The organism is Idiomarina aquatica (assembly GCF_003987185.1).
GTDB classification, from domain to species: Bacteria; Pseudomonadota; Gammaproteobacteria; order Enterobacterales; family Alteromonadaceae; genus Idiomarina; species Idiomarina aquatica.
The window spans coordinates 961,958-985,880 of the sequence record NZ_PIPS01000001.1; the positions used below are offsets into that span (position 1 = coordinate 961,958).

Consider the following 23,923-nt stretch of genomic DNA (forward strand, 5'->3'; position numbering starts at 1 on the left):
CGATTCCGATTGATGCGTATACGTAGAAAAAACTATATCATTAACGCCATCGCGAGTTAACGGGAGGCTTTCATGGCCGAGTTACCAAAAATCAGTGTTTATCTCATCACCAAAAATGAAGGTCGTCATTTAGACGAAGTGCTTAGCAGCGTGAAAGGCGCTGATGAGATCGTTCTGGTCGACTCTGGTTCGACCGACGATACCCTCACCATCGCTGAAAAGCATGGCGCTCGTATCATTCATCAAGACTGGCTTGGTTATTCAAAGCAAAAGGCGTTCGCGCTGGAACAATGTCGTAACGATTGGGTGATTAACCTGGATGGCGATGAAGTGCTTCCCAACGGGGCGTTCGAGCAAATTCAGCAGCGCATTGCCAAAGGGGACATCAACGGCATCTATCTGGCGCACGACGATATTTTTATGGGTCACTCGCTACCGGGTCACCGACATCACCGCTTCCGCCGTGTTTATCGCAAGTCCAAGTCACGCTGGAACACCTCATTAAAAGTGCACGAACACATCGAGGTCGAGCCACCGCTTGCGCACCTGCCCATTGATGTTAAACATTATGGCTATGACTCAGCGCACGGTTACATGGATAAACTGAACAAATACTCGTTACTAAAAGCCAAACAACGCGAAGAACAGGGGCGTACCTGTAGCCTGGCGCGGGTATTACTCATTTTCCCGCTGATGTTCATTAAATTTTATCTCATTCGCCGTATGTTCCTGGCTGGCTGGCGGGGCTTTATCAAAGCCAATATTGATGCCTTCCACTTTTTCCTGACGGAAGCCAAGCTCTACGAACGTGAATACCGCCGCAAGCGCGGTGATGATGTCGAAAAATCTGAGCGCTAAATGATGTTGCCCGTTTATGTTATTAACCTCGACCGTTCGCGCGAACGCCTACAGCACGCCAGCCAACAACTGCACAGTATCGGCGTTAATTTTACTCGGATCGCGGCGATTGACGGACGTCAGTTAAGCGATGCCGAGATTGATCGTGTCTATGACAGCGAACGCAATCGGCAGCGCTTTTACGCGTCACTAACGCGTGGCGAAATCGCCTGTTACATGAGCCACCGGAAGGCTTGGCAGCAACTGCTCGACAGCCCTGCGCAAGCGGCCGTCATTCTGGAAGACGATATTATGGTTAGTCCGGCCTTTGCCGAGTTGGGCGCGGCCGTTGCAACACTGTCGGACGACTGGCACTTGCTGAAATTAGCGCAACCCTTTAAGCCCAAGCAACATTATAAGCTGGCTGATGTTGGCGCATTTACGCTGGTGGACTACCGTACCGACAAACCACCGATGGGCGCCTGCGGCTACATTTTGAGCCGCTCCGGTGCGGCTAAATTGCTAGCTCGTAAACGATTTTTCCGTCCGGTTGATGTTGATTTTCAGTGGCAATGGGAAACCGGCTGTTACGTACAGGGGTTGCTGCCCTACTGCGTTGATAACACTCATCAGCACGGCAGTGACATTCTTGACGTTGAAGATCGCCACTTAAAAGATAAAAGCGCCTGGCGGCGCTTTCTCGAACAGTGGCGGTTTTACTGGCAAAACCGCCGTTTTTGCCGCACGCGGGATTAATCCTTGTCGCGGTACTTGTCAAACCAATGCAGGATGTAGGCAACTTTGTTCATCAGGTTACTTGGGCGCGCATAAATACCGTGCCCTGAATCCTGAATCCGCACCATCGCTGTCTCTACACCGGCTAATTTCAATGCTTGATAGTACTGCTCGGTTTCTGACATCGGTGTGCGATAGTCATTCTCACCCGTCAGTAACATCGTTGGTGTGGTCACGTTACCGACATAGCTTATTGGCGAATACTTCATATAGTGTTCCAGGTTATCCCATGGCAACCCCGGGAACCAGTACTGATAGAAGTAGTTATACATATCGGCGGTCAGTACAAAGCTGTACCAGTTGATTACGGGCTTCGCGACCACCGCCGCTTTGAAGCGATCGGTATGGCCGACAATCCAGGCGGTCAAAACACCACCACCGCTACCACCGGTGACGTACAGCTCGTCTTCATCAATAAAGCCCTTATCAATGACCGCATCGACGCCGTCCATTAAGTCATCGTAGTCATGACTCGGGTAGTTTTTATTAATGGTATTGGCAAACTCATCACCGTAACTGGTGCTGCCACGAGGGTTGGTATAAAGCACCACGTAGCCGGCTGCCGCGAATAACTGGATCTCGGCGGCAAAACGCGGGCCGTAATTGGTGTGCGGACCACCATGAATCTCCAGCATCAGCGGGTATTTTTTACTCGGATCGAAATTCGGTGGGTAGGCAATCCAACCCTGTAAGTCAAGACCGTCCACGCTGGACTTATAGTTAATTTCTTCGACACGCGCGAGCTGTTTATGCGCCAGCGCATCCTCATTCAGTTGCGTTAACTGACGACTGTCGCCGTCCTGCCATAAGGCCAAATCCGCCGGACGCTGAGGGTTCGAAACGGTATACAATACGCTGTCATCGGCAGCCACTGAGAAATCACCACCCCCATAAGGACGACTGTAGGACAAGCCGCCGACACGATCCGCCAGCTGTTCGTGATCGCCGGACAAGTCCGTGCGTGCCAGGTAGCCAATGCCGTGGTCGTCGTAGCTGAAGTAAATACCATCGCTATCACTGTCCCACTCAAAGCCGGTGACACTGCGATCCAGATCCGCCGTCAGTACTGTGTTGTCGCTGCCGTCAGCAGACATTACGTAAAGCCGCGTCACCTGAAAGCTTTTGCCATTATCGTCGTTCCCCAGATAGGCAATGTATTCGCCGTCCGGCGATACGGCAGGCGAGCGGTCAGGACCTTTGCGGTCGGTCACTTGTTGTATCTCGCCACTATTGACGGCCACTTGATAAAGTTCGCTGTTGGTTGGCTGACGAAACGCGTCGTCACGGCGATTGGCCGAGAAGTAAATGACCTCGCCGTTATCCGCCCAGGCCAGTTCGCCGCCGTGGTTATAGTCGCCGCTCGTCAGTTTACGCGCGGTACCACCTTCGCTGGGTACCACATAAATGTGTTGATAACCGTCACGGGCATAACCGCCGCCATCGTAGCGATAGTTGTCTTTATCGATGTATTTCGGCGCGTCCGTCCACTCGGCGCCTTGTGGTTTCCCCGGCAATGAAACCGGTGCCGGCTTGGCGTCCGGGGTAAACATAGTAAAGGCAATTTGCTTACCGTCCGGTGACCAACTCAGGCTTGATGGTGCCTGGGTTAGGTCGGTAATCGCAGCATGCTCACCACTATCGACCCAATAAATATGAATTTGCGGGCTACCGGTTGCGGTTGAGACAAACGCCAGCCGTTTCCCATCCGGTGACCAGACCGGCTGGCTCTCACTGGCTTTGTCGCCGGTCAGTGGCCGCAAGTCGCCATTCTCGTGGATTTTCCACAGTGTACCCACCTTACGGTCTTTGTTGATGTCCATCGCCTGACGCACAAAAACACTGTAATCCCCGCTGGGGTGAATGGTTGGTGAAGACGCATATTCCAGCGTAAAAACATCTTCTAACTGAAAGGTGTTATGGTCATCAGCGAATGCAGTGGCAGAGACCATCAATGCCGCTATTGCGGTTAACGCTCGTTTCATCTTGCTCTCCTGGTTTTTTATTAGGGCTCCGCCTTCGGCTTCGCGGTTTAGGCCCTGCGGGCGGCCTAGGCCCTTCGGGCGATTTAGGCCCTGCGGGCGATTTAGGCCCTGCGGGCGGTCTAGGCCCTGCGGGCGGTTTAGGTGCTTCGCACGGTGTAGCTTGCCGCCTTCGGCGCAAGTCCTTAGGGACTCCGTCCGTTATACCGCGAAGCCTACACCGGCCGAAGGCCCCAAACCGCGAGCGCAGCGAGCCTAAACCGCTGAGCCGAAGGCGAAGCCGAAGTCATTTCAAAAAAAAAGTCGCGCCAAAGGCACGACTTTCCGTTAGCTCATAAGCAGTCTAACCTTGTTAGAAGGCGTATGAGAAGCTGATGGACGCGAAATCACGGTCAGTCGTCGCATCATAGTCACTGCCACTGTACGTGGTGTAACCCAGGTTCACTTTATAAGTCGACAGGTAGTCGGCCGTCAGGTTAATACCCAGCGACTTACGGTCTTCGATAAAGTTACTGTTTGGTGAGTAACCCGATACATCGTGGTTAAATTGAACCACCGGGGTCAGGCTCCAGCCTTGCCATACGTTTAAGTATTCAAACTGGAAGCGGGTGCGGTAACCCCACGAGTTTTCGGTGACGAAACCTTCACAGTTGCCCGCGTTGGCCGGCCCTACTTCTGATGGCAGTAAGCACTTACCAAATAATGGCAGACGGCCATAACGTTGTTCTTCAAGACCCGGTAGGTCGTGTACCTGGTTCATCGCAATTTCACCGACGAAGGTCATGCGGTCAGAACCCCACAGACGGTCAACGAAACGCACAAAACTGGCCTGCGCCTGGCTGACGTCCAACCGGTCATAACCGCTGGCAAGACCACCCAACTCGGTGGTTTGCACGCGATCCGCAAAGGTGCTCGGTACATTCGGGCGCAAACCGGCGGTCAGAATTTCGGTGGTGTTAATTTGCACGGGCGCGTCTTTACGGAAGCTGTATTCACCAGCAACAGACCACATGCCCAGGTTGGTGCTAAAGCTCGCACCCATGACTTTGTAATCTTCCGGATACTCGATCACCAGACGCGGTCCGTCGATGGGGTAGCCGTTTGGTGTCGCATAGGTGTAACCTGGATTCATACGATCTTCATCGGACATATACTGTTCCGGATCGACGGTCCAGTTATACGCGGAAATGATCGGCGTATTGCTGTGCAGGTTGAGGTAGTACAAACCAAATTCAGCGTCTAAATCCAGTGAGTAATAACGGAAGTTAACCCCCCACTGACCGCTATCTGACGCATCAAGCGTTGGGTTGGAGCCAATGTAGGCACCCGATACAACCGACTCACGGTCGCTCAGATAACTGCTGGGATCGCCCGGAACCAGCTGTGGGTTCAGGGTCACTTTACCGCAACCCGGACCGCCGATGATATCAACGCTGGAGAAGTAAGTACCGCAGCCATCAAGCTTGGTGTTGTCCCACTCGTATTGATAGAAGGCTTCCATATTCAGGCTTTCAGTTAAGCCCATGTTGATGCTCACCATACCTACCGGTAACAGAGCTTCTTTGATTTCAGCACCCGGACGACGCGCCGCGTTAACGTCCAGTGGGTTAATGTCATTGATGCCGTTAAAGACAAAGGTACTTTCACCCCAGCTCAACACCTGACGACCTACCCGCAGACTGGTCGGGATATCGCCCATATCAAAGTTTGCCCAGACAAACGCATCCAACACTTCGAAACCACTACCCTGTGAGTAGTCATCAAAAATGTCATCGTTAAGGGTGGTGTTAGGCACGTAGTTGTTACCCGGATGACCGTGCGGCATTTCTTCTTCAGAAATCACGTAGTCATACCAGTAATTGAAACGGAAAAAGGCACCGTAGCTGCCGCCGTCAATGCTTAAATCGTGAACACCCTTAAATACTGAACTTACCAGATCGCCTTTTTCAAAGTTCAGGTTGCCGTCATCACCGACACTGGAACCGGCTGTGCCACCGGCGCGGTTACCCGGATGAATGAGGTGCATGGCCGGATCTTCCATCCGCCAAGCGGCACCGTAGGACAGGATGGAATCGAACTTGATGTCGAAATCACCCACTTCAAAGTCAGCAGCCTGAGTTGGCAACGCAAAGGCCAGCGCAATGGCCGACGCTAGAGGTAATTTTTTTAGCATAGTTGTTCTTCTTTTCATTGTGAGCCACCTAATATTTTTAACTTTTACGGCGGTTATGACTGAATCATGTCCGATGAGTTAAAAATATGCAAGTGTATCGGGGCGAAAAGTGAGGAAAATGACGCCACCTTTCATCAAGTTGTTGATTCAGGTGGCGTCAGAGAAGCGTTACTGCAGATTACAGTTTTTTGCTCAGTTCTGGCAGTACATCGAACAAGTCGGCAACCAAACCATAGTCAGCCACCTGGAAAATCGGCGCCTCTTCATCTTTGTTGATGGCAACGATCACTTTGGAGTCTTTCATCCCGGCCAGGTGCTGGATAGCGCCACTGATGCCCACCGCGATGTACAGTTGTGGGGCAACAATTTTACCGGTCTGTCCCACCTGCATATCGTTTGGTACGAAGCCGGCGTCGACCGCCGCTCGTGATGCACCCACTGCGGCGCCCAATTTGTCGGCAATGTCTTCGATCAGTTTGAAGTTTTCGCCATTTTGCATACCGCGACCGCCTGAAATCACGATCTCAGCAGAGGTCAGGTCAGGACGTTCTGATTCAGCCAACTGCTCACCAACGAACGCTGACTTGTCGTTGTCAATCACGATATCCAGTGACTCAACACTGGCGCTGCCGCCTTCTGCTGCGACCGCATCAAAGGCAGTGGTGCGCACAGTGATCACTTTGATCGCGTCTTCCGACTGTACGGTGGCAATGGCATTACCGGCGTAGATAGGACGTTTAAACGTATCCTCGCTTTCAACGCTGATGATGTCCGAAATTTGTGCCACATCCAGCAGCGCCGCTACACGCGGCATGAAGTTTTTGCCGGTCGTGGTGGCTGGAGCCAGCACGTGGCTGTAATCTTTGCCTAATTCAGCGACCAGTGCCCCGATGTTTTCAGCCAGTTGATGTTCATAGACCGAGTTATCGGCCAAGAATACTTTGCTCACACCCTCGGCTTTAGCGATGTTTTCGGCAACGGTTGAACAGCCGCTGCCAGCCACCAATACATGGATGTCGCCACCCAGTTTCTGGGCCGCAGCCAAAGTCTTCAGAGTCGACGGATCAACGGCGTTATTGTCGTGTTCTGCAACTACTAAAATGCTCATAGTACTTTGGCCTCGTTTTTCAGTTTCTCGACAAGCTCATCCACATCCGCCACTTTGATACCGGCGCTGCGTTCCGCAGGTGGCTCAACTTTTAGCAATTTAACGGTGCGTTTAACCTCAACACCCAAATCGTCGGTGCTGATGGTTTCCAGCGGCTTACGCTTCGCTTTCATGATGTTTGGCAGAGACGCGTAACGCGGTTCGTTCAAACGCAAGTCGGTGGTTACGATCGCCGGCAGGTTCAGTTTTACGGTTTGCAAACCGCCGTCAATCTCACGGGTGACGTTGATAAAGCCGTCACCGACCTCGACTTTTGACGCAAACGTGCCTTGAGGCATACCGGTTAATGCACCCAGCATTTGACCGGTTTGGTTGTTGTCCGAATCGATCGACTGCTTACCAAGAATGACCATATCCGGACCTTCTTTGTCGACCACGCCTTTAAGAATTTTGGCGACCGACAGTGAATCCGGCATGTCGTCGGTTTCAACTTGAATCGCGCGATCCGCGCCCAGCGCCAAGGCAGTACGTAATTGTTCCTGGACGGCTTTCGGGCCGATAGAAACCACCACCACTTCGTCGGCCGTGCCTGCTTCTTTTAGGCGAACAGCTTCTTCTACGGCAATTTCGCAGAAGGGGTTAAGAGCCATCTTGACGTTGGCCAAATCGACATCGGACTGATCTGGCTTAACGCGGACTTTGACGTTGTAGTCAATCACGCGCTTCACCGCGACAAGTATCTTCATGTTAACTTCCTTTTGTTTGGAACTTTTAAAAAGTTACTCTTGTGATTTGCTGTTAATTTATCGTTATTATCCTTAACTAGCGTCCATCTCACAAGTTATGCGACAATTTAGTTTCGCAGATGTAAGGGAGAGTTTACGAATTGAACTGGGAACAACAATACCGTCGCTTGGTGCAGTTAGCTCGTACCCTCCCTCCGTATCCGGACGATGCGCGTGATGAGCGGCATCTGGTCAGCGGTTGTGAGGCTAAGGTCTGGTTATACGTTGATAGCTCGAATCCGGATGCGGTGGTGATTCGTTTTGACAGTGCGTCGCGGATTGTGAAGGGGTTGTTGGCGCTGATTCAGCAGCGCCTTGATGGGCAACCGTTGGCAGAGATACGGGCGTTCGACCTCGATGCGCTGTTACGGGCTGAGAATTTGGAAAATCATTTAACCCCATCACGCAGCAACGGCCTGCGTAACGTCGCTAAAAAATTAACATCCGACTTCGACGCCCCCCGATCGGTACGCTCGCCTTCGGCTCGCTAAACCGATGGCTACTTATGAACTGAATACGTGAATCGGTATAGTCCGGCTCCTGAGGCTTTAATGACTTTGCACGTTGAATTCTTCTTGCGCCATGTTGCTGAGTCTCTGCGTGAACTCACCAGCTAGGCGCCGCCTACGGCGGCTTGCCAACACCGGCGAGTCGCGCCTGCGGCGCGACAAGCTTACTTGCGCCGCAGGCGCAAGCTACGGCTTTGATGCAAGGCGCCACGCGCCGCCAAGCAAGTTCGCGCAGCGAACGCCGAGCAAGGTGCGGTACGCACCGCCAGGCAAGCGGCTGTCAGCCGCGCCTAGCGCGGAGGCGCGCAGCGCCGGAGTAGTATAGCAACTGCGTGCATGGCGAAGCTGCAGGTGACGGTCATGGCGGCGCCGAAGCCGGAGGAGCAGTTCATTTGCATGCTGCCGCTGCCCGGTTTTTGCAACGTCACCTCGCCTTCACCCTCACCACTGATGATCGGATAGCGCAACTGCTCTTCCGAATAGACGCAGTCAACTCCCCACTTACGTTTCGGGTTCTTAGAAAAACCATAATTACGGCGCAAATCCGAACGCACTTTTGCCAATAACGGATCCTGCTTGGCTTTGGCCAGATCAGCCACGCGGATCTGAGTGGGGTCGATTTGCCCACCTGCGCCACCACAACACACCATCCGTACCTTATGCCGTTTGCACCAGGCGACCAGCGCGGCTTTGGTTTTGACGCTGTCGATCGCATCCAGGACCGCGTCTACGCCCTGCAGATACTCGTCAAAATTATCCGGTAGCAGGAAGTCATCGATAACCCGCACGTCACAGTCCGGGTTAATGGCACGCACGCGTGCTGCCAGTACCTCTGTTTTCGGTTGTCCGACGGTATCAAAGGTTGCCGGCAACTGACGGTTAATGTTGCTGACACAGACGTCGTCCAAATCAATTAACGTGAGTTTACCGATACCGGTTCGCGCCAACGCTTCTAGCGCCCAGGAGCCGACGCCACCGAGGCCGGCCACGGCAACATGAGTTTGCTGAAACTGAGTGAGTGCCTGGCGTCCATAGACACGCTGGATACCACCCTGTGCTTCTGTTATTGCCTGATGATTACTGTTGCTCACGTACTTGCTCACTGACGTCATAAATGATTAAACAGACCTGATACACCTCGCCGCGGGGGTTATGCAGCGGAATCGCGGTCATATTCTGATACATCCATTCACTGGTCGCGGTAATGGGCCGACTGTTACGAAAGCGAAACACGTAGGGGCGCTGCTCCCAGGTAATAAACACCCGGGCGTCGAGCTCCCACACCCGTTCGACCTTTCGTTTGAGCCAGGCTTCATCAATTTCGGGACACACGCTAAACAGATTTTGGTCACGCACCTGGCTGGGGCGCAGGCCGCTGTGGTTCTGCATGAATTCATTCCACAGTTGCACCCGGTATTCGCGATCCAGCACCACGATGCCCACATCGATGGCGCCGAGTATACTCATTTTGGCGTGTAATTCATCCATCTCTGTCATTTTAGTCCTCCTGCCCGGCCAACCAGTGCGCCAGTTGCTGGTCGAGTACCTTGACGGCATCAGCAGGGAACAGTAACAGTAAGTCAAAGCCGATTTGATGCTGTTTAAGGGTGTAACCAATTTCAATGGCGAGTATGTTCTGCCAACGTTGCTCGGACTCGGCAAGTAATTCACTGATGGCTTTTTGTTCACCTAATAGGACAGGCTGTGACGCGGTAAACTCGACGTGCAATTGTTGGCCAAGACCGTTCAGGCAAGCGGATGAAATAATGGAAGCGATATCCATCAGCGCCTCAATACGTTGTTGTCGCATCGAGCCACTTAACTGATGACCCAATAACTGACAAACATCATCAATTGAGGTATCACTGAACAAGGTCAGGGTTTCCCCCAAGATACCGCTACCCGCAAAGCCCTGACTGATCGCCGACACACGTTCGCTGTTATCAATAGCCTGTAGCGCCATATGCAGTTCGGACGGGGCAATGAAATTGACATTGGGCACCGGCAGTTCAATAAAGGTGTTGAGCATACGCGCCAGATGGTCGCCCGCCTGCCCCATCGCGACATTGCTGACTTCTCGATAAACATCCAGCGCGTTCTCCGGCTGTGCCTGACGTTCGTCCACCAATTGTAGGTGTCCTGATGCCGGTTGATACAACCCGAACTGCTGTAACAACTGACGCAACTCGCCCCCGGACATCGGCTTTTTCACAAACGCCATCGCACCGAGCTGAGTTACCCGTTGATGCGCCTGCGGCTGGATGTCGCCGGACACGACGATCACCAGCGATTCTAACTGCTGTTGTTGGATCGCCGCCAGGGTTTGATAGCCATCCATTACCGGCATATTCAAATCAAGAAATAACACATCCGCCTGACCGGCTTTGACACAGGCTAGCGCCTGCTCGCCATCCGCGGCCTGATACACCTTAGCGTCCCAGTCCTCGGGCAAGGTGCGTAACAATTGTTTGCGTGCCATCCCTGAGTCATCGCAAATGGTGACCTTCAGTGACATGATGGTTCCTATACCGCGAACGGGTATTTTATCGCCGGATGCGATTGATAACCTTGAACGTTAAAATCGTCCTTGCTGACCCAGGTTTCCAGGTCCTGCAAGGATCGGATGTCCGGGTTAATGTGCAACGACGGCGCCGGGTAGGGTTCGCGTTTCAGTTGCACGTCACGCATTAACGGCAACTGATTTTCATAGATATGGGCATTAACGATTTTATGATAGGCCTTACCCGGCTTATGGCCGGTGATTTGCGCCACTAACGCAAGTAACACAAAACATTGGATCTGATTAAAGTTTAACCCCAGCGGCACGTCGCAACTGCGCTGATAGGATGTCAGATGGAGTGTGTCACCCAGCAGCGAAAAGGTGTGCGTGTGCATACACGGACGTAAACAGCCAAGTTCAAATTCACCAGGATTATAAAACGTAATAATTTCACCGCGGTCGTCGATACCACGACTGAGGTTATCGATCACCTTGCGCAATTGGTCGAGGTGCGTTCCGTCGGGTTTGCGCCATTGGCGGGCCTGCACCCCGTACACCCGCCCCATGTCGTCTTCGCCTTTGCGGTTCGGGTTGTTCAGCCAGGCCTGATTTTCATTGGCGTTTGCATTCCAGGTATTACAACCAATCGCGCGAAACTGCGCTGCGTTGTCGTACCCCCGCAAATACCCCAGCAATTCGGCAATGGCCGCCTTATAAAAGCTCTTGCGGGTTGTGATAAGCGGAAACTCATTGTTGCCGACATCGTAGCTCAGGTCTGCGTCTATCACCGTCAGACAGTTAATACCCGTGCGCTTGTTTTCAACCCAAACGCCCTCATCAACGATACGCTGACACAACTGCAGATACTGTTGTTCCGGACGATTACTCATGGCTGCGCTACCTTTTCTTTACCCTTGGCCGCGTACAATAGGCCTATACCCAACAAAATCATCGGCAAGGTCAGCCATTGACCCATCGACATCCCCAGAGACAGCAACCCGAGGTGCGCATCCGGTTCACGGAAAAACTCGACGGTAAAACGGGCGACGCCGTAACCCAGTAAAAACAGCCCGCTGACCGCTCCGCGGCCGCGAGGCTTTTGCTGGAACCACCAGAGTAATGCAAACAATACCAAACCTTCGAGCAGCGCCTCATAAAGCTGCGATGGATGGCGCGGTACCGGGCCGCCGCTTGGAAACACGATGGCCCAGGGCACGTCCGTTGCGCGCCCCCACAGCTCACCGTTAATAAAGTTGCCCAAACGGCCAAAGAACAGCCCCATCGGCACCAGCGGTGCGATAAAGTCGCCCACCTGCAAAAACGGTCGTTGTTTCGCTCGGGCATACCAGAACATCGCGGTGATCACCCCCAGCAAGCCACCGTGGAACGACATTCCACCGTCAAATACCTGGAATAAAAACAGAGGGTTATCAATAAAGTCAGCAAATTTATAAAACAGCACGTAACCGATACGGCCACCCAGAATCACGCCCAGAAATCCCCAGAACAGCAAGTCGGAAAACTGTTCCTGAGTCCAATGCTGACTGCGTCGAGCCTGACGGCTGCCCCACCAGTAGGCAAACACAAACCCGGCGATGTACGCCAGACCGTACCAGCGGATAGCAATTGGACCCCAAATATGCAGAATCACCGGGTCGATGGTTGGAAATTGCCAAAAGTCCGTTGGGGGCACATTCATCTCCTACTTCATTAATAAGTTAATCGCAACGACCACCAAAAAGGCCGCAAAAAAACGTCGCATCAATCTGATTGGCAAGCGATGCGCAAGCTTGGCGCCTAATGGCGCCAATAGCACCGAAGCCATTGAAATCGCAATCCACGCCGGCAGGTTAATCAGCCCCAAGGGGCCACTGGTCTGCTCGGACAACCAGCCGTTGAGGATAAACATCACCACCGAACTGCAGCCGATAACAAAACTGCCCAGTGACGATATGGCGATGGCCTGCCGTACCGGAATTCTTACGCGTTGTAAAAACGGTACCGTCAACGCACCGCCACCGATACCTACCAGCCCGGAAATGGTGCCGATGAGCGCCGCTCCGATGGCCAACAATCGTTTTGAGACACTGGTTTTCGGTTCACCTTCCGGCGCCGGCAGTAACATACGTATGGACAAAATCACCAACACTGCCGCAAAGCTCAGCTTTAACCATTCTGGATTGACCACGGTCACTAAAAACGCACCCAACAACGCACCGACCGACAACCCTGGCAATACCCGTATCAGCCAAAATCGTTCAAGATAGCCGGTACGGGAGTGAGTCAACGCGGCCGAAGCGGTGGTCATACAAATGGTCGCCAGGCTGGTAGCGATAGCACTGGGTACCACCAGTTCCGGCGCCACACCGATCACCGGCAATAAATAAATCAGCAGAGGAACCACCACCAAGCCACCGCCAATGCCCAGCAGCCCGGCCAGTAACCCAGCTAACGCACCACCACCAAGACACCACAGCCAAACAGTTATGTCCATATTATTTGCCCGCCCGGACGAAGCCGCCAAGGCCAATACTTTCCATTTTATTCGCGATCATTTTTCGTATCTGCTCCGGGTGTCTTGCCTGCAAGGCTTTTGCCAGCATCACCTGCAACGTGCTGGAGCGTACGTTGCGTAGTATCCAGCGCACGCGATCGATGTTATAACTGTTCATGCTCAACTGGCGGTAACCCATCGCCACCAGCAGCAACGCGCCACCGGGATCGCCGGCAAGCTCGCCGCAAACACTGACCGGCTTACTTAACTCTTCACAACGTCGGGCAATTTCATCAAGACTTGCCAACACCGCCGGGTGGTACGCATCGTACAGGTTTGCCACGCGGCGATTGTTACGATCCACAGCCAGTAAGTATTGCGTGAGGTCGTTCGAACCGACCGAGAAAAAGTCCACTTTACTGGCCAACGCCGGCAACTGGTAAATGATCGCCGGCACTTCAATCATAACGCCTAACTGCGGCTGTACCAGATTGACGCCAACCGCACATCCCTGCTCTTCGGCCACCTCAAAATACGCCTGCTTGATCAGTCGCGACGCCTCTTCGACCTCACTAACGCTGGTCACCATGGGCAGTAAAATGCGTAAATTGGTGCGACCAATACTGGCCCGTAACATTGCCCGCACCTGCACCAGGAAGATTTCCGGATGATCCAGCGTTAAGCGAATGCCGCGCCAGCCTAGAAACGGATTATCTTCCTGCAGCGGTAGGTAAGGTAATGGCTTGTCACCGCCGACGTCCAGGGTCCGCATCACTACCGGTTGATCCGGAAACTGATCCAGCACCTCCTGATACATTTCAACCTGCTCATCTTCGGTCGGCAGTTGATCACGCATCATGAACGGAATTTCGGAACGGTACAAACCAATGCCGTCGATGTTCAGGTTTTTCAGGTGCGGTTGTTTAAGATCAAGGCCCAGGTTTAGATGCAAACTGACACGTTGGCCGTCCTGCGTTTGTGCCGGCAGATGGGCGTGCCGGGCAACAATCTCTTTGAGTTCTTCTTCTTCCTCCGCCAAATGACGGTATTGCTCTTTTACCTGCGGCGGTGGATTAATGTAAATTTCGCCGGTGTAACCATCGACAATCAGTTGTTTCTCTGCAAAAAAGTGCAACTCAATGTCGTCAATACCCAGTACGGCGGGAATCCCCATGCTCCGCGCCATGATCGCCGCGTGGGAGTTGCTGGAGCCGCGCAGCGAGATAATGCCTGCGATCTTTTCCTGGGGTAATTCGGCCAGCATCGACGCCGTGACTTCATCTGCAATCAAAATGCCTTCAGCCGGGAATAACCGCGGCTTGCGCTGCCGTTGTTGTAAGTGCAGTAACACCCGTTGACCAATATCACGGACATCCGTTGCGCGTTCGCGTAAGTACGAATCGTCCAATGCCTCAAACTGATCAACAAACTGTTCCACCACATGCTTGAGGGCCGTTTGCGCACGCCAACCCTCGTTAATCATCGCTTCAACCGCATTGCCGAGACTGGCGGCATCGAGCATGCTCTGGTAAACATCAAAAATAGATAGGGTGTCGTCAGGGACCTGTCCCAACATCCGCTCAGCCAACTGCTTTAAGTCGGCCCGGGTACGCGCCACCGCCTGGCGAAATTTGCGAATTTCATGTTGCGGTCGGTCGGTGCGCTGCGCTGAGACTTCCTTGAGACTGACTTCAGGGCGCGACACAAAGGCATCACCAATCGCCACGCCCGGTGAGCCGGGTAATCCCTGCAGACTATGGATCCAGGGCGAGTTCTCATTGGCCAGTAAACCTTTGGCGCTGGCATGAGCAATCACGACCGCCAACTGCGCCGCCAGTGTGACGACAAAGGCTTCTTCCTCGCGGGTAAAGCTGCGTGCCTCGCTCTGATGCACAACGATAATACCGAGCACCTTACGGCGGTGGATAATGGGTGCGGCCAATAAGCCTCGATATTCGGATTCGTTGGTTTCCGTCAGCTTTTTATTCGCCGGATGCTGACTGGCATCCGCGATATTCAGCGGCTCTTCACGCTGCGCCGCAAGCGAGATAATACCGTCGCCAAAATCCACCCGAACTTGCTCACCCTGCCGGGTACTGAGACCATCGCTGGCAGCCATCACAAACTGTTGTGTATCGTCGTCTGCTAAAAACACGCTACAACTGTCTGTCTGCAAGGCTTCCCGCACCTGACCCACCATCGCACGCAAGGCGAGATTAAAATCCGGCGACTTGTTAACTGTTTCGACAATGCGCTGCAAGGTTACGAGCATGAGTTACCGTCTTCGTTTGTTACCGCGGGAATGCCGCGGCGGGCGTCCCCCTCCGTTAAATGGCATGGCGTGCGAAGCAAATTCTTTCATCACACGACGATACACATCGCGTTTGAACGAAACTACCTGCCTTACCGGATACCAATAGCTCACCCAGCGCCAACCATCAAATTCAGGGTGTCCGGACTTCAACACGTCAACATCTTCTTCGCGGCATTTCAGCCGCAAAAGGAACCATTTTTGTTTCTGACCAACACACATGGGCCGTTGTTCGCGCCGAATTAACCGCTTGGGTAATCGATAACGCAACCAGTGACGGCTGGTGTACAGAATTTCTACCTGCTCTGGCTTAAGACCGACCTCTTCCCAAAGTTCTCGGTACATTGCCTGTTCAGGGGTCTCGCCCTCATCAATGCCGCCCTGCGGAAATTGCCAGCTGTGCTGGTTAATGCGGCGAGCCCAAAATACCTGCCCATGCCCGTTACAGATGACGATTCCTACGTTTGGCCGGAATCCTTCTGCATCTATCACGCGAGCATCCTCAATTATTCTCTGTTAGCATTGATTCTTCCATAAAGGCCCGCTTTGGGCAAACGATTAGCTATTAAATATGAGCCTGAAACCCCAACGTCCACACAGTATTGATGAATTATTTGCCCGCGCCAGCGAGCTTGCCGGTCAGCGTTTTGCTGATCTTGCGGCTGCCGCGCAACTGCCCATTCCCAACGATCTGCGACGTGATAAAGGCTGGGTTGGTATGCTGCTGGAGCATTATCTCGGTGCGACGGCGGGCTCAAAGCCAACACAGGACTTTCCGGAACTGGGCATTGAACTGAAAACCTTACCGGTGGATGCCAACGGCAAACCATTGGAAACCACCTTCGTCTGTGTCGCACCATTAACCGACCTCGCCGGAGTGAACTGGCAGACCAGTAATGTCCGTAATAAGCTACAATGCGTATTATGGTTGCCGATTGACGGGCGCCGGGAAATTCCCTTGGCTGACCGGGTGGTCGGCAGTGCCTTTATCTGGCAACCCAACGCGGCACAGGAGTCAATGCTGCAACGCGACTGGGAAGAACACATGGATCGCATTGCGCTGGGCGAAGTGGAGCACATTACCGCACGTCAGGGGGTGGCGTTACAAATTCGTCCGAAGGCAGCCGATGGCTCAGCGTTAACCGATGCGATAGGACCTGACGGGAGTATTATCCAAGTCAGGCCGCGTGGGTTTTATTTGAAAACATCATTTACCGAACAAATCATCCGGCAGGTATTTCATGCAGTTTAATGTGACCCCTCACGCCAAACGTAATGCCCTCACGTTTTGTGGGCTTGCGCTGTTGCTGTTTGCGTTAATTGTGTTTATCCACCTGGTCAGGGACGATGTGCCCGGCGGCGTCACCGTGGTGATCGGCGCAACCTCGGCGATCCTGTTGTTGCTGGGCATCGGTAAACTGATTGAACCGCCGGTGTCACTGAGCATCACCCCCGAACATCTGACGTACCTGCATCGCCGCGGCCAATGGCAGATCAGTTGGGATAATATCATCCGTTATGACGTGCCACGTGTAACCCGCATTCTGGATTTGGAAGACGCACCCTTTCTCGGGTTTCGCTTACACAATGTTGATGAGGTGTTGCAGTCGATATCGCCGCGGCTGGCGTCGGCGCTGTTGTTTGAACAGCGCCAACTGCTGACCATGGCGTTACGTCATGAACGCCCTGACCAGTCGGATTACTCGCAGTATTTCGATATTCCCGACCGTTATGTCAGCCCCAACGGGGTGGTTTACAAAGGCTTGATCGCGTCCTTTGCGGTTCGCATGGCACAGTTGCGTGAGTTGTTGGGCTATGACCTATACGTCAGTGCCAATGCGCTTGACCGCGATGTCTATGAATTTAAAGCTCACCTGCAGAAACTGCAGGCCAGCCGCAATGAGGCGGCCGGCGAAGACGAGTAGCAGCGCATCAGTCGAACGTGGGAATGGAGTAGGCTTCAATTTCTGGCTTCTGGAAATAATACCCCTGCATCAGTTCCACACCGTTGTACTTGAGGTACAAATACTCGTCCTGAGTCTCAACACCTTCGGCAACCAACATAATTCCAAGCTCTTGAGAGGCTTTCTGAACCGCCGAAAACAAGGCTTTTTTAATCCGATCCTGATGAATATTACGCACCAGTTTCATATCAATTTTTAGGATATCGGGCTGGAAGTCGGCCAGCAGATTGAGCCCGGCGTAGCCTTCACCAAAATCATCAATGGCCGTTAAAAAACCGTGTTCACGGTAGGTTTTAAACACATCAACCAGCAAGCCGTGATTTTCCACCTTTTCGTGTTCGGTCACTTCGAAAATAATATTTTCACGCGGGAAACCGGTTTTTCGTGCGGTTTTCAACGTTTTTGCCAGACAGGTTTCGGGTTCATATATGGCATTCGGCATAAAATTGATGCTGACTTTTGACGGCAGATTAACTGCAGCTGCCGTTTCAATGGCCGCCATTCTGCAGCTCTGATCAAAGGTGTATTTGTTGGCATCGTTCACCCGCGACAGTACTTCACCGGCACCCTCGCCGTTTTCACCACGCACCAATGCTTCAAAGGCAAACACCTCTTTGGTCTGCACATTAACAATCGGCTGAAACGCCATTTTAATTTTAAAACCTAACGGACTCTCGCAGTCACACGATGGGCAAGCCGCCATTATTCCTCCTCGAACGTGGCGTCATAAATTACGCACGTAGCAGTAAAACGATTATGATAGCATTTGAGATCATCGACCCGTTCAACAAATAAATTGATTGCGCTAATCTGAAAATAGTGTATTTAGCACGCTCAGGATTTATTTTGTAACGGTCAGGAGATTGTCATGCAAACATTAGGTTGGAAGGAATGGGGCGCGTTGCCGGATATCGGGATTGATCGCATCCATATGAAAGTGGATACGGGCGCCAAAACATCCTGTCTGCACGCGTTTAAACTAGAACCTTTCGAGCGTGACGGAGCCTCCTGGCTGAAGGTCTATGTCCACCCACAACAAGACTCTTTGCAAGAACACAGTTTTGAAGCCCCGGTCTACGAGCAACGTGAGGTCACAGACTCCGGTGGTCATACCGAAGTACGCTACGTCATTCGCACACGATTAGTACTAGGACAGTTTGACCAGGTCATCGAATTAACGTTAACTAACCGGGACACCATGAAATTTAGGATGTTGTTGGGCCGTCAGGCCATGCGCCAGCATTTTATTGTAAATCCTGCGCAAGCCCACTTATTAGGAGAATAACTATGCGAATTGCAATCTTGTCGCGTAACAGCAATCTTTACTCGACGCGTCGTTTGGTCGAGGCGGCACGGGAGCGCGGCCATCAGGTCGATGTTCTTAACCCGTTAAGTTGCTACATGAACATTAACGCGCGAGAAAACTCAATTCACCGTCACGGCAAGGAACTGCCTTACTATGATTGTGTCATCCCGCGCATCGGCGCATCGGTCACCTTTTACGGCACCGCGGTATTACGCCAGTTTGAAATGATGGGCACGTACCCGCTGAATGAATCGGTTGCTATTTCGCGCAGTCGCGACAAATTACGCTCGTTACAACTGTTATCGCGGAAAGGCATTGGCTTGCCGACCACCGGTTTTGCCGATCAGCCGCAGGATATCCCGGATCTTATTGATATGGTTGGTGGTGCGCCGCTGGTCATTAAACTGTTAGAAGGTACGCAGGGCATCGGTGTGGTGCTGGCTGAGACCGCACAGGCCGCAGAGAGCGTTATCGAAGCCTTTATGGGTATGAAAGCGAACATTATGGTGCAGGAATATATCCGTGAGGCCGGCGGTGCCGATATTCGCTGTTTTGTCTTGGGCGATAAGGTCATTGCAGCAATGAAACGTCAGGCCAAAGAAGGCGAGTTCCGCTCCAACCTGCACCGGGGTGGCAGTGCCAGCCTGATTAAATTATCGCCGGCTGAGCGTCAGACCGCGATTAAAGCCGCTAAAACCATGGGTCTGAATGTCGCCGGTGTCGACATTCTGCGCTCTAACCATGGACCGTTGGTGATGGAAGTCAACTCATCGCCGGGCTTGGAAGGTATCGAAACCGCGTCCGAGAAAGACATCGCCGGCCAGATCATCACCTTCCTGGAAAACAACGCCAAAGCGCATAAAACGCGCACCAAAGGGAGCCGCGGTTAATGAACAGAAGTTCTGCCTCTCGTAAGCCTGTTATGGCAGCCTTTGAACTGGCCGGTAAACGCATCGAGCCGGGCTCTCATCAACACATTCTGATCCCGGCGGTGCGCCTGTACAATGACGCCCCGCTGGACTTACGTGTTGACGTATTCCACGGCACCCGCCCAGGCCCGGTGATGTTGTTGTGCGCGGCAATCCACGGTGATGAGTTAAACGGCATCGAGATTTGCCGCCAGATCATCGATCAGACCGATGCGTTACAGTTGCACGGAACCCTGATTGTGGTCCCTATCGTGAACCTCTTTGGTTTTATCCAGCAGTCTCGTTACCTGCCGGACCGACGCGACTTGAACCGTTGTTTCCCCGGTTCGGAGCGCGGAGCGCTGGGTTCGCGAATGGCCTATTTGTTCAGTGAAGAACTGGTTAAGAAGTGTACCCACATCGTTGATCTGCACACCGGTGCCATTCACCGCAGCAATTTGCCGCAGATACGTGTCGATGTGGAAAATGCCACTGCACTGGACATGGCGAAGGCCTTTGGATCACCGGTTATTCTGCACTCGAAAGAGCGCGATGGTTCATTGCGCGCCTTTGCCAACGAATTAGGGATTCCGTTGATCCTCTATGAAGCCGGCGAAGCTCTGCGCTTTGATGACGCATCCATTAATGCCGGCGTGATCGGCGTACAGAATGTCATGAAGCATCTGAAGATGGTCAAAGGCCGACGCCGTGGTAAGCGCATCACACCAGTAATTGCGCGTCGCTCAACCTGGATTCGTGCGGAAAAGGACGGCCTGGTATTGCGTAAGGTTGAGCTTGGCCAGACCATTCAGAAAGGTCAGGTGCTGGCACACAGCGTGAATCCGCACGCGGGCGAGGCTGATATCATTTCCTCACCGGTGCGTGGCATCATCATCGGCTGCAGCAACATCCCGGTAGCCAATGAAGGCGAGGCGCTTTTTAACGTTGCTCAGTTCGAGAAAGAGGAAATCTCTGAAGCCACTGAAGTGGTGGGTTCATTCACCGAAGTGTTCGACAACAAAACCCCGTTATGAACGCCTTAATTGACTTTGATCAAGGGCTTAAACATTGTGATAACCAGCACCGCATTTACCTTGCGGTGCTGCGACAGTTCTTAGCCCAGTACCAAAATGGCCTCAATTACGATGCCATGCTGCAGTCGCCAGAGCACGCACAGCTTGAGTTGCATACGCTCAAAGGTTTATGCGCAACCATTGGTGCCACGCATTTAAGTCAGCTCGCCGCGACGAGTTTCCAACATTGGACGAGTATCAGTTCGGCCGATGCACAAGTTGAGTTAAGCAATATAGCTGAAGAGTTAACGGCGCTTGTACAAGTGCTGCAAGACTATTTAAAGTCAAGCAATTGTTAAATTTTTAATCACATTTTCATTAATTTTCGCTACACTGAGCCGATATAAAAATAACGATTACTCAAGTTAACGGGTCTATGTCTGCGAAGCCGTCTGATAACATACGCTTTCAGTGCGATGGCAACGATGTTTATGTGTTTGTTTCGGCATCCAATTCATCGATTAAAGCTGAACATTTAAAACAGGCCTTTCAGTTGTCTGAATTTGCTAGTGCCCAACCCCTCGACCGAAACACCTTTGATAACATCGCCAAAAATTTTAGTGAATGGCACCAACAACGAAAACGTAAACCTAGCGAAAATTATAGCCAAGAAGTTGCTGTCATTGTCGACGCCAGGCTCACCATAACTATCGATGATGACGATATGCTAGCCACCGCGTCCGTGACGTCGGCCTGGGGTGGCGAGCCTCTTACCCGACCGCGACTGCTGGCCGAGCTGAAAAGCTGCAATATTTCAACCGGTATCCAACGCACTGGCATCAATCAAATCTTACAACACTGCATCGAAGCCCCGGCCGGCACAACCATCGAGGTGATCATTGCCAAAGGCCGCCCCCCCATTCATGGTAAAAACGCGCGTTTTGAAGCCTTAGTTGAAGATGCCCGTAAACGCATTCTTAAGCCACAGGAACGTGAAGACGGTACCGTTGATATGCGTGATCTTGGCAAACAAATTACGGTCGATAAGGGCGATGCGCTCATGCGCCGCTTACCGCCGGAAGGCGGCCGTGACGGTTTCACCATAAAAGGTGAAACTTTGCCGGCGGAGGGCGGCGACGACATTGCCTTAGCAGCCGGCGAGGGCACTGAAATCAGTGACCAGGATCCGGACTTGTTGGTCGCAACCAAGGTTGGTATGCCTTGGTTTACTCATAACTCGGCGAACGTCGATGATGTCTTAACCTTAAAAGCCGTTGACGTCGCGACCGGGCACGTTGATTTTAAAGGCTCTGTGGTTATTTCAGGCAGTGTCACCGAAGGCATGCGCGTCAACGCCTCAGGCGACATTACCGTCGCCGGTTACGTAGACTCAGCAGAACTCAGTGCCGGCGGCAACATTACCATTCGCAAGGGTTGCATTGGGCACATCTCCAAAGAAGATGAGCAGTTGGTATTGGATAACGAAAACTTTATCCCCACGTTAAGCAGTAAGCTGTCAGCCGGTGGCAGTATTTGGTGCGCGTACGCACAGTACGCCTACCTTGAAAGTGGCCAGGGTATTATTGTCGATAAACAACTTACCCATTGCCACGTTATCACCGCTGGGCCAGCTGAAATTGGCGGTAACGACAAACAAGCCCGCGGCAAAATTATCGGCGGCACCTTTGAAACCTGTGCGCCGGTTTTTGCCGGACAGCTTGGCGCCAGAGCCGGCACCCGAACTCGCTTTATCCTGTCGCCACCGCCTCCTGACGAAAGCACCCTGGATGCGTTGCAAAGCCTGACACAAAATTTAAAGCTGACGCTAAAAAAACTGAAACGACTGAAAATGGGCTTATCGCGCTGTAACGCGCTGGAAGACGAGCAACAGCGTATTCAACATACCCGAACGCTGATCAAAGCGATTCGTCACGAGCAGCGTAAGCTGCAGTCGCTCAAGGACGACATAGCCGTCATCAAAGCGTCCGCCGACCAACATCCAACCCTGAGGGTAATCGCTGCCAAAGAAGTTTTTCCCGGGGTTAAATTTATCCATGAAAATAAAAAACTGCAGATGAAAGAGCATCGCGGTGGTACACTGTTTATGCTTCAGGATCATCAATTACGAATGGATATATTACGATAACTTATGTCGGCAGAATCGACCTCTCACGCTGTAGCCAAATTACTTCAACGCCAATCTCAACAACCATGGAGTCCATCACAACGCACAGGACCCCTGCTGGTGATTAATCCCGATGGCGACGCGCTGACCTTTCTGGACGCGGATGCCTGGTGTTTCCATGCCGGCCATGCCAAACATTGGCAACGGGCATTTTGTCAGGCACAACCACCCGACTTATCCTCTTATCGCGGGGCTCTGCTTGTCGTTGCCAAAGAGCAAACGCTGAATCACTACATTTTAACGCAACTGCAGGCGTTGCCCGCAGGCAGCCCAATCTGGCTTGTCGGCGAGAAGAGAGGCGGCGTCATGTCGCTGGCTAAACGTCTTCCGGACGGCTACGGTGCGCCCCAAAAACTCGCATCGGGCAATCATTGTCAGTTGTTTGAAACGCACGTAGAGGCTTCCCATACGGCTCCGCAACTGCATCAATTTATGCACTCTGTTGCCGTAGATCTAACGGACGTCCAGTTTTCGCTACAAAGTCTGCCCGGCGTATTCAGCCAACAACGGTTGGATGTCGGCACACGGTTGCTGTTGGAGCATTTGCCCAAACCACTGAAAACCCCCATCGTTGATTTTGCCTGCGGCAGTGGCGTTATCGCGGCCACCCTGCATAAGCGCCAACAACCAAAGCTTTATTTAAGTGACGTTAACCCATTAGCGGTAGCGGCAGCACAACATAACCTGGCAGCGGCCGATGCCGAGGTTTTTCTCAACGATGGCTTACCCGAAGACATTGAAGGCGTCGGCACCATTGTCAGCAATCCGCCGTTCCATACCGGTTTAAGAACCGATTACCAAATTGCTAAACAATTTATTCGTGACGCTCATCAGGCTTTACGTAAAGGCGGTGATTTGTACTTGGTCGCTAATCGCTTTCTGCCCTGGCCTGAGGCGATTGAAGCCCATTTTGGTCATTGCGAACGCCTCGTTGAAACCAATAAGTTCTGTGTTTATCACGCTCAACGGAAATAAAGGCACAATCATCGTATGCCAGTAATTATGAGGTGCAGTCACGTTAACGCTTTGATAACATATTGCTATTCACTGAACAGC

The 23,923-nt window shown here is 52.5% G+C and carries 24 protein-coding genes; 11 read left to right on the plus strand and 13 right to left on the minus strand.

The window, feature by feature from the left end; all coding sequences use genetic code 11:
* Window positions 1-72: 72 nt before the first annotated feature.
* On the plus strand, window positions 73-858 hold the full coding sequence (locus CWE23_RS04370; protein WP_105305682.1) for a glycosyltransferase family 2 protein: 786 nt from the start codon (window positions 73-75) through the stop codon (window positions 856-858).
* Entirely contained in the window at window positions 859-1,593 is a 735-nt protein-coding gene (locus CWE23_RS04375) for a glycosyltransferase family 25 protein (RefSeq protein WP_126819619.1), read from the plus strand.
* On the opposite strand, the gene CWE23_RS04380 is transcribed toward CWE23_RS04375, so the two are convergent.
* The 4 genes from CWE23_RS04380 to CWE23_RS04400 all read right to left on the minus strand — a co-directional run bounded on the left by CWE23_RS04380 (window position 1,590) and on the right by CWE23_RS04400 (window position 7,638).
* A complete protein-coding gene (locus CWE23_RS04380; protein WP_105305680.1) occupies window positions 1,590-3,614 on the minus strand; it encodes a S9 family peptidase in 2,025 nt (674 codons plus the stop codon). The genes CWE23_RS04375 and CWE23_RS04380 overlap by 4 nt on opposite strands.
* Window positions 3,615-3,963: 349 nt before the next feature.
* On the minus strand, window positions 3,964-5,784 hold the full coding sequence (locus CWE23_RS04390) for a DUF1302 domain-containing protein (RefSeq protein ID WP_126819621.1): 1,821 nt from the start codon (window positions 5,782-5,784) through the stop codon (window positions 3,964-3,966).
* A gap of 178 nt (window positions 5,785-5,962) precedes the next feature.
* Window positions 5,963-6,892, minus strand: coding sequence for an electron transfer flavoprotein subunit alpha/FixB family protein (locus CWE23_RS04395; RefSeq protein ID WP_105305678.1), 930 nt, complete (start codon window positions 6,890-6,892; stop codon window positions 5,963-5,965).
* Complete coding sequence (locus CWE23_RS04400) at window positions 6,889-7,638, minus strand: electron transfer flavoprotein subunit beta/FixA family protein (protein ID WP_105305677.1); 750 nt, start codon at window positions 7,636-7,638, stop codon at window positions 6,889-6,891. Before CWE23_RS04400 ends, CWE23_RS04395 begins: the two co-directional genes overlap by 4 nt.
* 140 nt (window positions 7,639-7,778) lie before the next feature.
* On the opposite strand from CWE23_RS04400, the gene CWE23_RS04405 reads away from it, so the two are divergent.
* Entirely contained in the window at window positions 7,779-8,168 is a 390-nt protein-coding gene (locus tag CWE23_RS04405; protein WP_126819622.1) for a SufE family protein, read from the plus strand.
* 308 nt (window positions 8,169-8,476) lie between these two features.
* Here the strand turns inward: CWE23_RS04405 and tcdA are convergent, their stop codons facing one another.
* Genes tcdA through rppH form a run of 8 tightly spaced genes read right to left on the minus strand, consistent with a single transcriptional unit; the run spans window position 8,477 to window position 15,983 of the window.
* A complete protein-coding gene (gene tcdA, locus CWE23_RS04410) occupies window positions 8,477-9,298 on the minus strand; it encodes a tRNA cyclic N6-threonylcarbamoyladenosine(37) synthase TcdA (RefSeq protein ID WP_126819623.1) in 822 nt (273 codons plus the stop codon).
* Window positions 9,264-9,683 carry a PAS domain-containing protein gene (locus tag CWE23_RS04415; protein ID WP_105305674.1) on the minus strand — a complete coding sequence of 140 codons (420 nt, stop codon included), beginning with the start codon at window positions 9,681-9,683 and terminating at the stop codon, window positions 9,264-9,266. Before CWE23_RS04415 ends, tcdA begins: the two co-directional genes overlap by 35 nt.
* Before the next feature lies 1 nt (window position 9,684).
* Window positions 9,685-10,701 carry a response regulator gene (locus tag CWE23_RS04420; protein ID WP_105305673.1) on the minus strand — a complete coding sequence of 339 codons (1,017 nt, stop codon included), beginning with the start codon at window positions 10,699-10,701 and terminating at the stop codon, window positions 9,685-9,687.
* Window positions 10,702-10,709: 8 nt separating this feature from the next.
* The gene (locus CWE23_RS04425; protein ID WP_105305672.1) at window positions 10,710-11,576 is read right to left on the minus strand and encodes a thymidylate synthase; all 867 of its coding nucleotides are present in this window, start codon (window positions 11,574-11,576) and stop codon (window positions 10,710-10,712) included.
* Window positions 11,573-12,379, minus strand: coding sequence for a prolipoprotein diacylglyceryl transferase (gene lgt / locus CWE23_RS04430; RefSeq protein ID WP_126819624.1), 807 nt, complete (start codon window positions 12,377-12,379; stop codon window positions 11,573-11,575). The genes CWE23_RS04425 and lgt overlap by 4 nt, the downstream gene beginning before the upstream one ends.
* Window positions 12,380-12,388: 9 nt before the next feature.
* On the minus strand, window positions 12,389-13,180 hold the full coding sequence (locus CWE23_RS04435) for a sulfite exporter TauE/SafE family protein (RefSeq protein WP_126819625.1): 792 nt from the start codon (window positions 13,178-13,180) through the stop codon (window positions 12,389-12,391).
* A gap of 1 nt (window position 13,181) precedes the next feature.
* On the minus strand, window positions 13,182-15,452 hold the full coding sequence (ptsP, locus tag CWE23_RS04440) for a phosphoenolpyruvate--protein phosphotransferase (protein ID WP_105305670.1): 2,271 nt from the start codon (window positions 15,450-15,452) through the stop codon (window positions 13,182-13,184).
* A gap of 3 nt (window positions 15,453-15,455) precedes the next feature.
* Complete coding sequence (rppH, locus tag CWE23_RS04445; protein WP_105305669.1) at window positions 15,456-15,983, minus strand: RNA pyrophosphohydrolase; 528 nt, start codon at window positions 15,981-15,983, stop codon at window positions 15,456-15,458.
* 79 nt (window positions 15,984-16,062) lie between these two features.
* On the opposite strand from rppH, the gene mutH reads away from it, so the two are divergent.
* Complete coding sequence (gene mutH / locus CWE23_RS04450; RefSeq protein ID WP_126819626.1) at window positions 16,063-16,743, plus strand: DNA mismatch repair endonuclease MutH; 681 nt, start codon at window positions 16,063-16,065, stop codon at window positions 16,741-16,743.
* Window positions 16,733-17,416 (plus strand): DUF2982 domain-containing protein, encoded by a 684-nt coding sequence (locus CWE23_RS04455; RefSeq protein WP_105305667.1) that lies wholly within the window; start codon window positions 16,733-16,735, stop codon window positions 17,414-17,416. Before mutH ends, CWE23_RS04455 begins: the two co-directional genes overlap by 11 nt.
* A gap of 7 nt (window positions 17,417-17,423) precedes the next feature.
* On the opposite strand, the gene CWE23_RS04460 is transcribed toward CWE23_RS04455, so the two are convergent.
* Entirely contained in the window at window positions 17,424-18,158 is a 735-nt protein-coding gene (locus tag CWE23_RS04460) for an EAL domain-containing protein (RefSeq protein WP_105305666.1), read from the minus strand.
* Between the two features lie 165 nt (window positions 18,159-18,323).
* On the opposite strand from CWE23_RS04460, the gene CWE23_RS04465 reads away from it, so the two are divergent.
* The 6 genes from CWE23_RS04465 (at window position 18,324) to CWE23_RS04490 (ending at window position 23,842) form a co-directional block, all read left to right on the plus strand.
* The gene (locus CWE23_RS04465) at window positions 18,324-18,740 is read left to right on the plus strand and encodes an ATP-dependent zinc protease family protein (RefSeq protein ID WP_126819627.1); all 417 of its coding nucleotides are present in this window, start codon (window positions 18,324-18,326) and stop codon (window positions 18,738-18,740) included.
* Between the two features lie 2 nt (window positions 18,741-18,742).
* A complete protein-coding gene (rimK, locus tag CWE23_RS04470) occupies window positions 18,743-19,651 on the plus strand; it encodes a 30S ribosomal protein S6--L-glutamate ligase (RefSeq protein WP_105305664.1) in 909 nt (302 codons plus the stop codon).
* Window positions 19,652-19,683: 32 nt separating this feature from the next.
* The gene (locus CWE23_RS04475) at window positions 19,684-20,703 is read left to right on the plus strand and encodes a succinylglutamate desuccinylase/aspartoacylase family protein (RefSeq protein WP_105305663.1); all 1,020 of its coding nucleotides are present in this window, start codon (window positions 19,684-19,686) and stop codon (window positions 20,701-20,703) included.
* Window positions 20,700-21,041: an Hpt domain-containing protein gene (locus CWE23_RS04480; protein WP_126819628.1), complete on the plus strand. Its 342-nt coding sequence runs from the start codon at window positions 20,700-20,702 to the stop codon at window positions 21,039-21,041. Before CWE23_RS04475 ends, CWE23_RS04480 begins: the two co-directional genes overlap by 4 nt.
* Window positions 21,042-21,118: 77 nt before the next feature.
* Entirely contained in the window at window positions 21,119-22,828 is a 1,710-nt protein-coding gene (locus CWE23_RS04485; protein ID WP_126819629.1) for a DUF342 domain-containing protein, read from the plus strand.
* A gap of 3 nt (window positions 22,829-22,831) precedes the next feature.
* Complete coding sequence (locus CWE23_RS04490; RefSeq protein WP_126819630.1) at window positions 22,832-23,842, plus strand: class I SAM-dependent methyltransferase; 1,011 nt, start codon at window positions 22,832-22,834, stop codon at window positions 23,840-23,842.
* Window positions 23,843-23,923 lie beyond the last annotated feature (81 nt).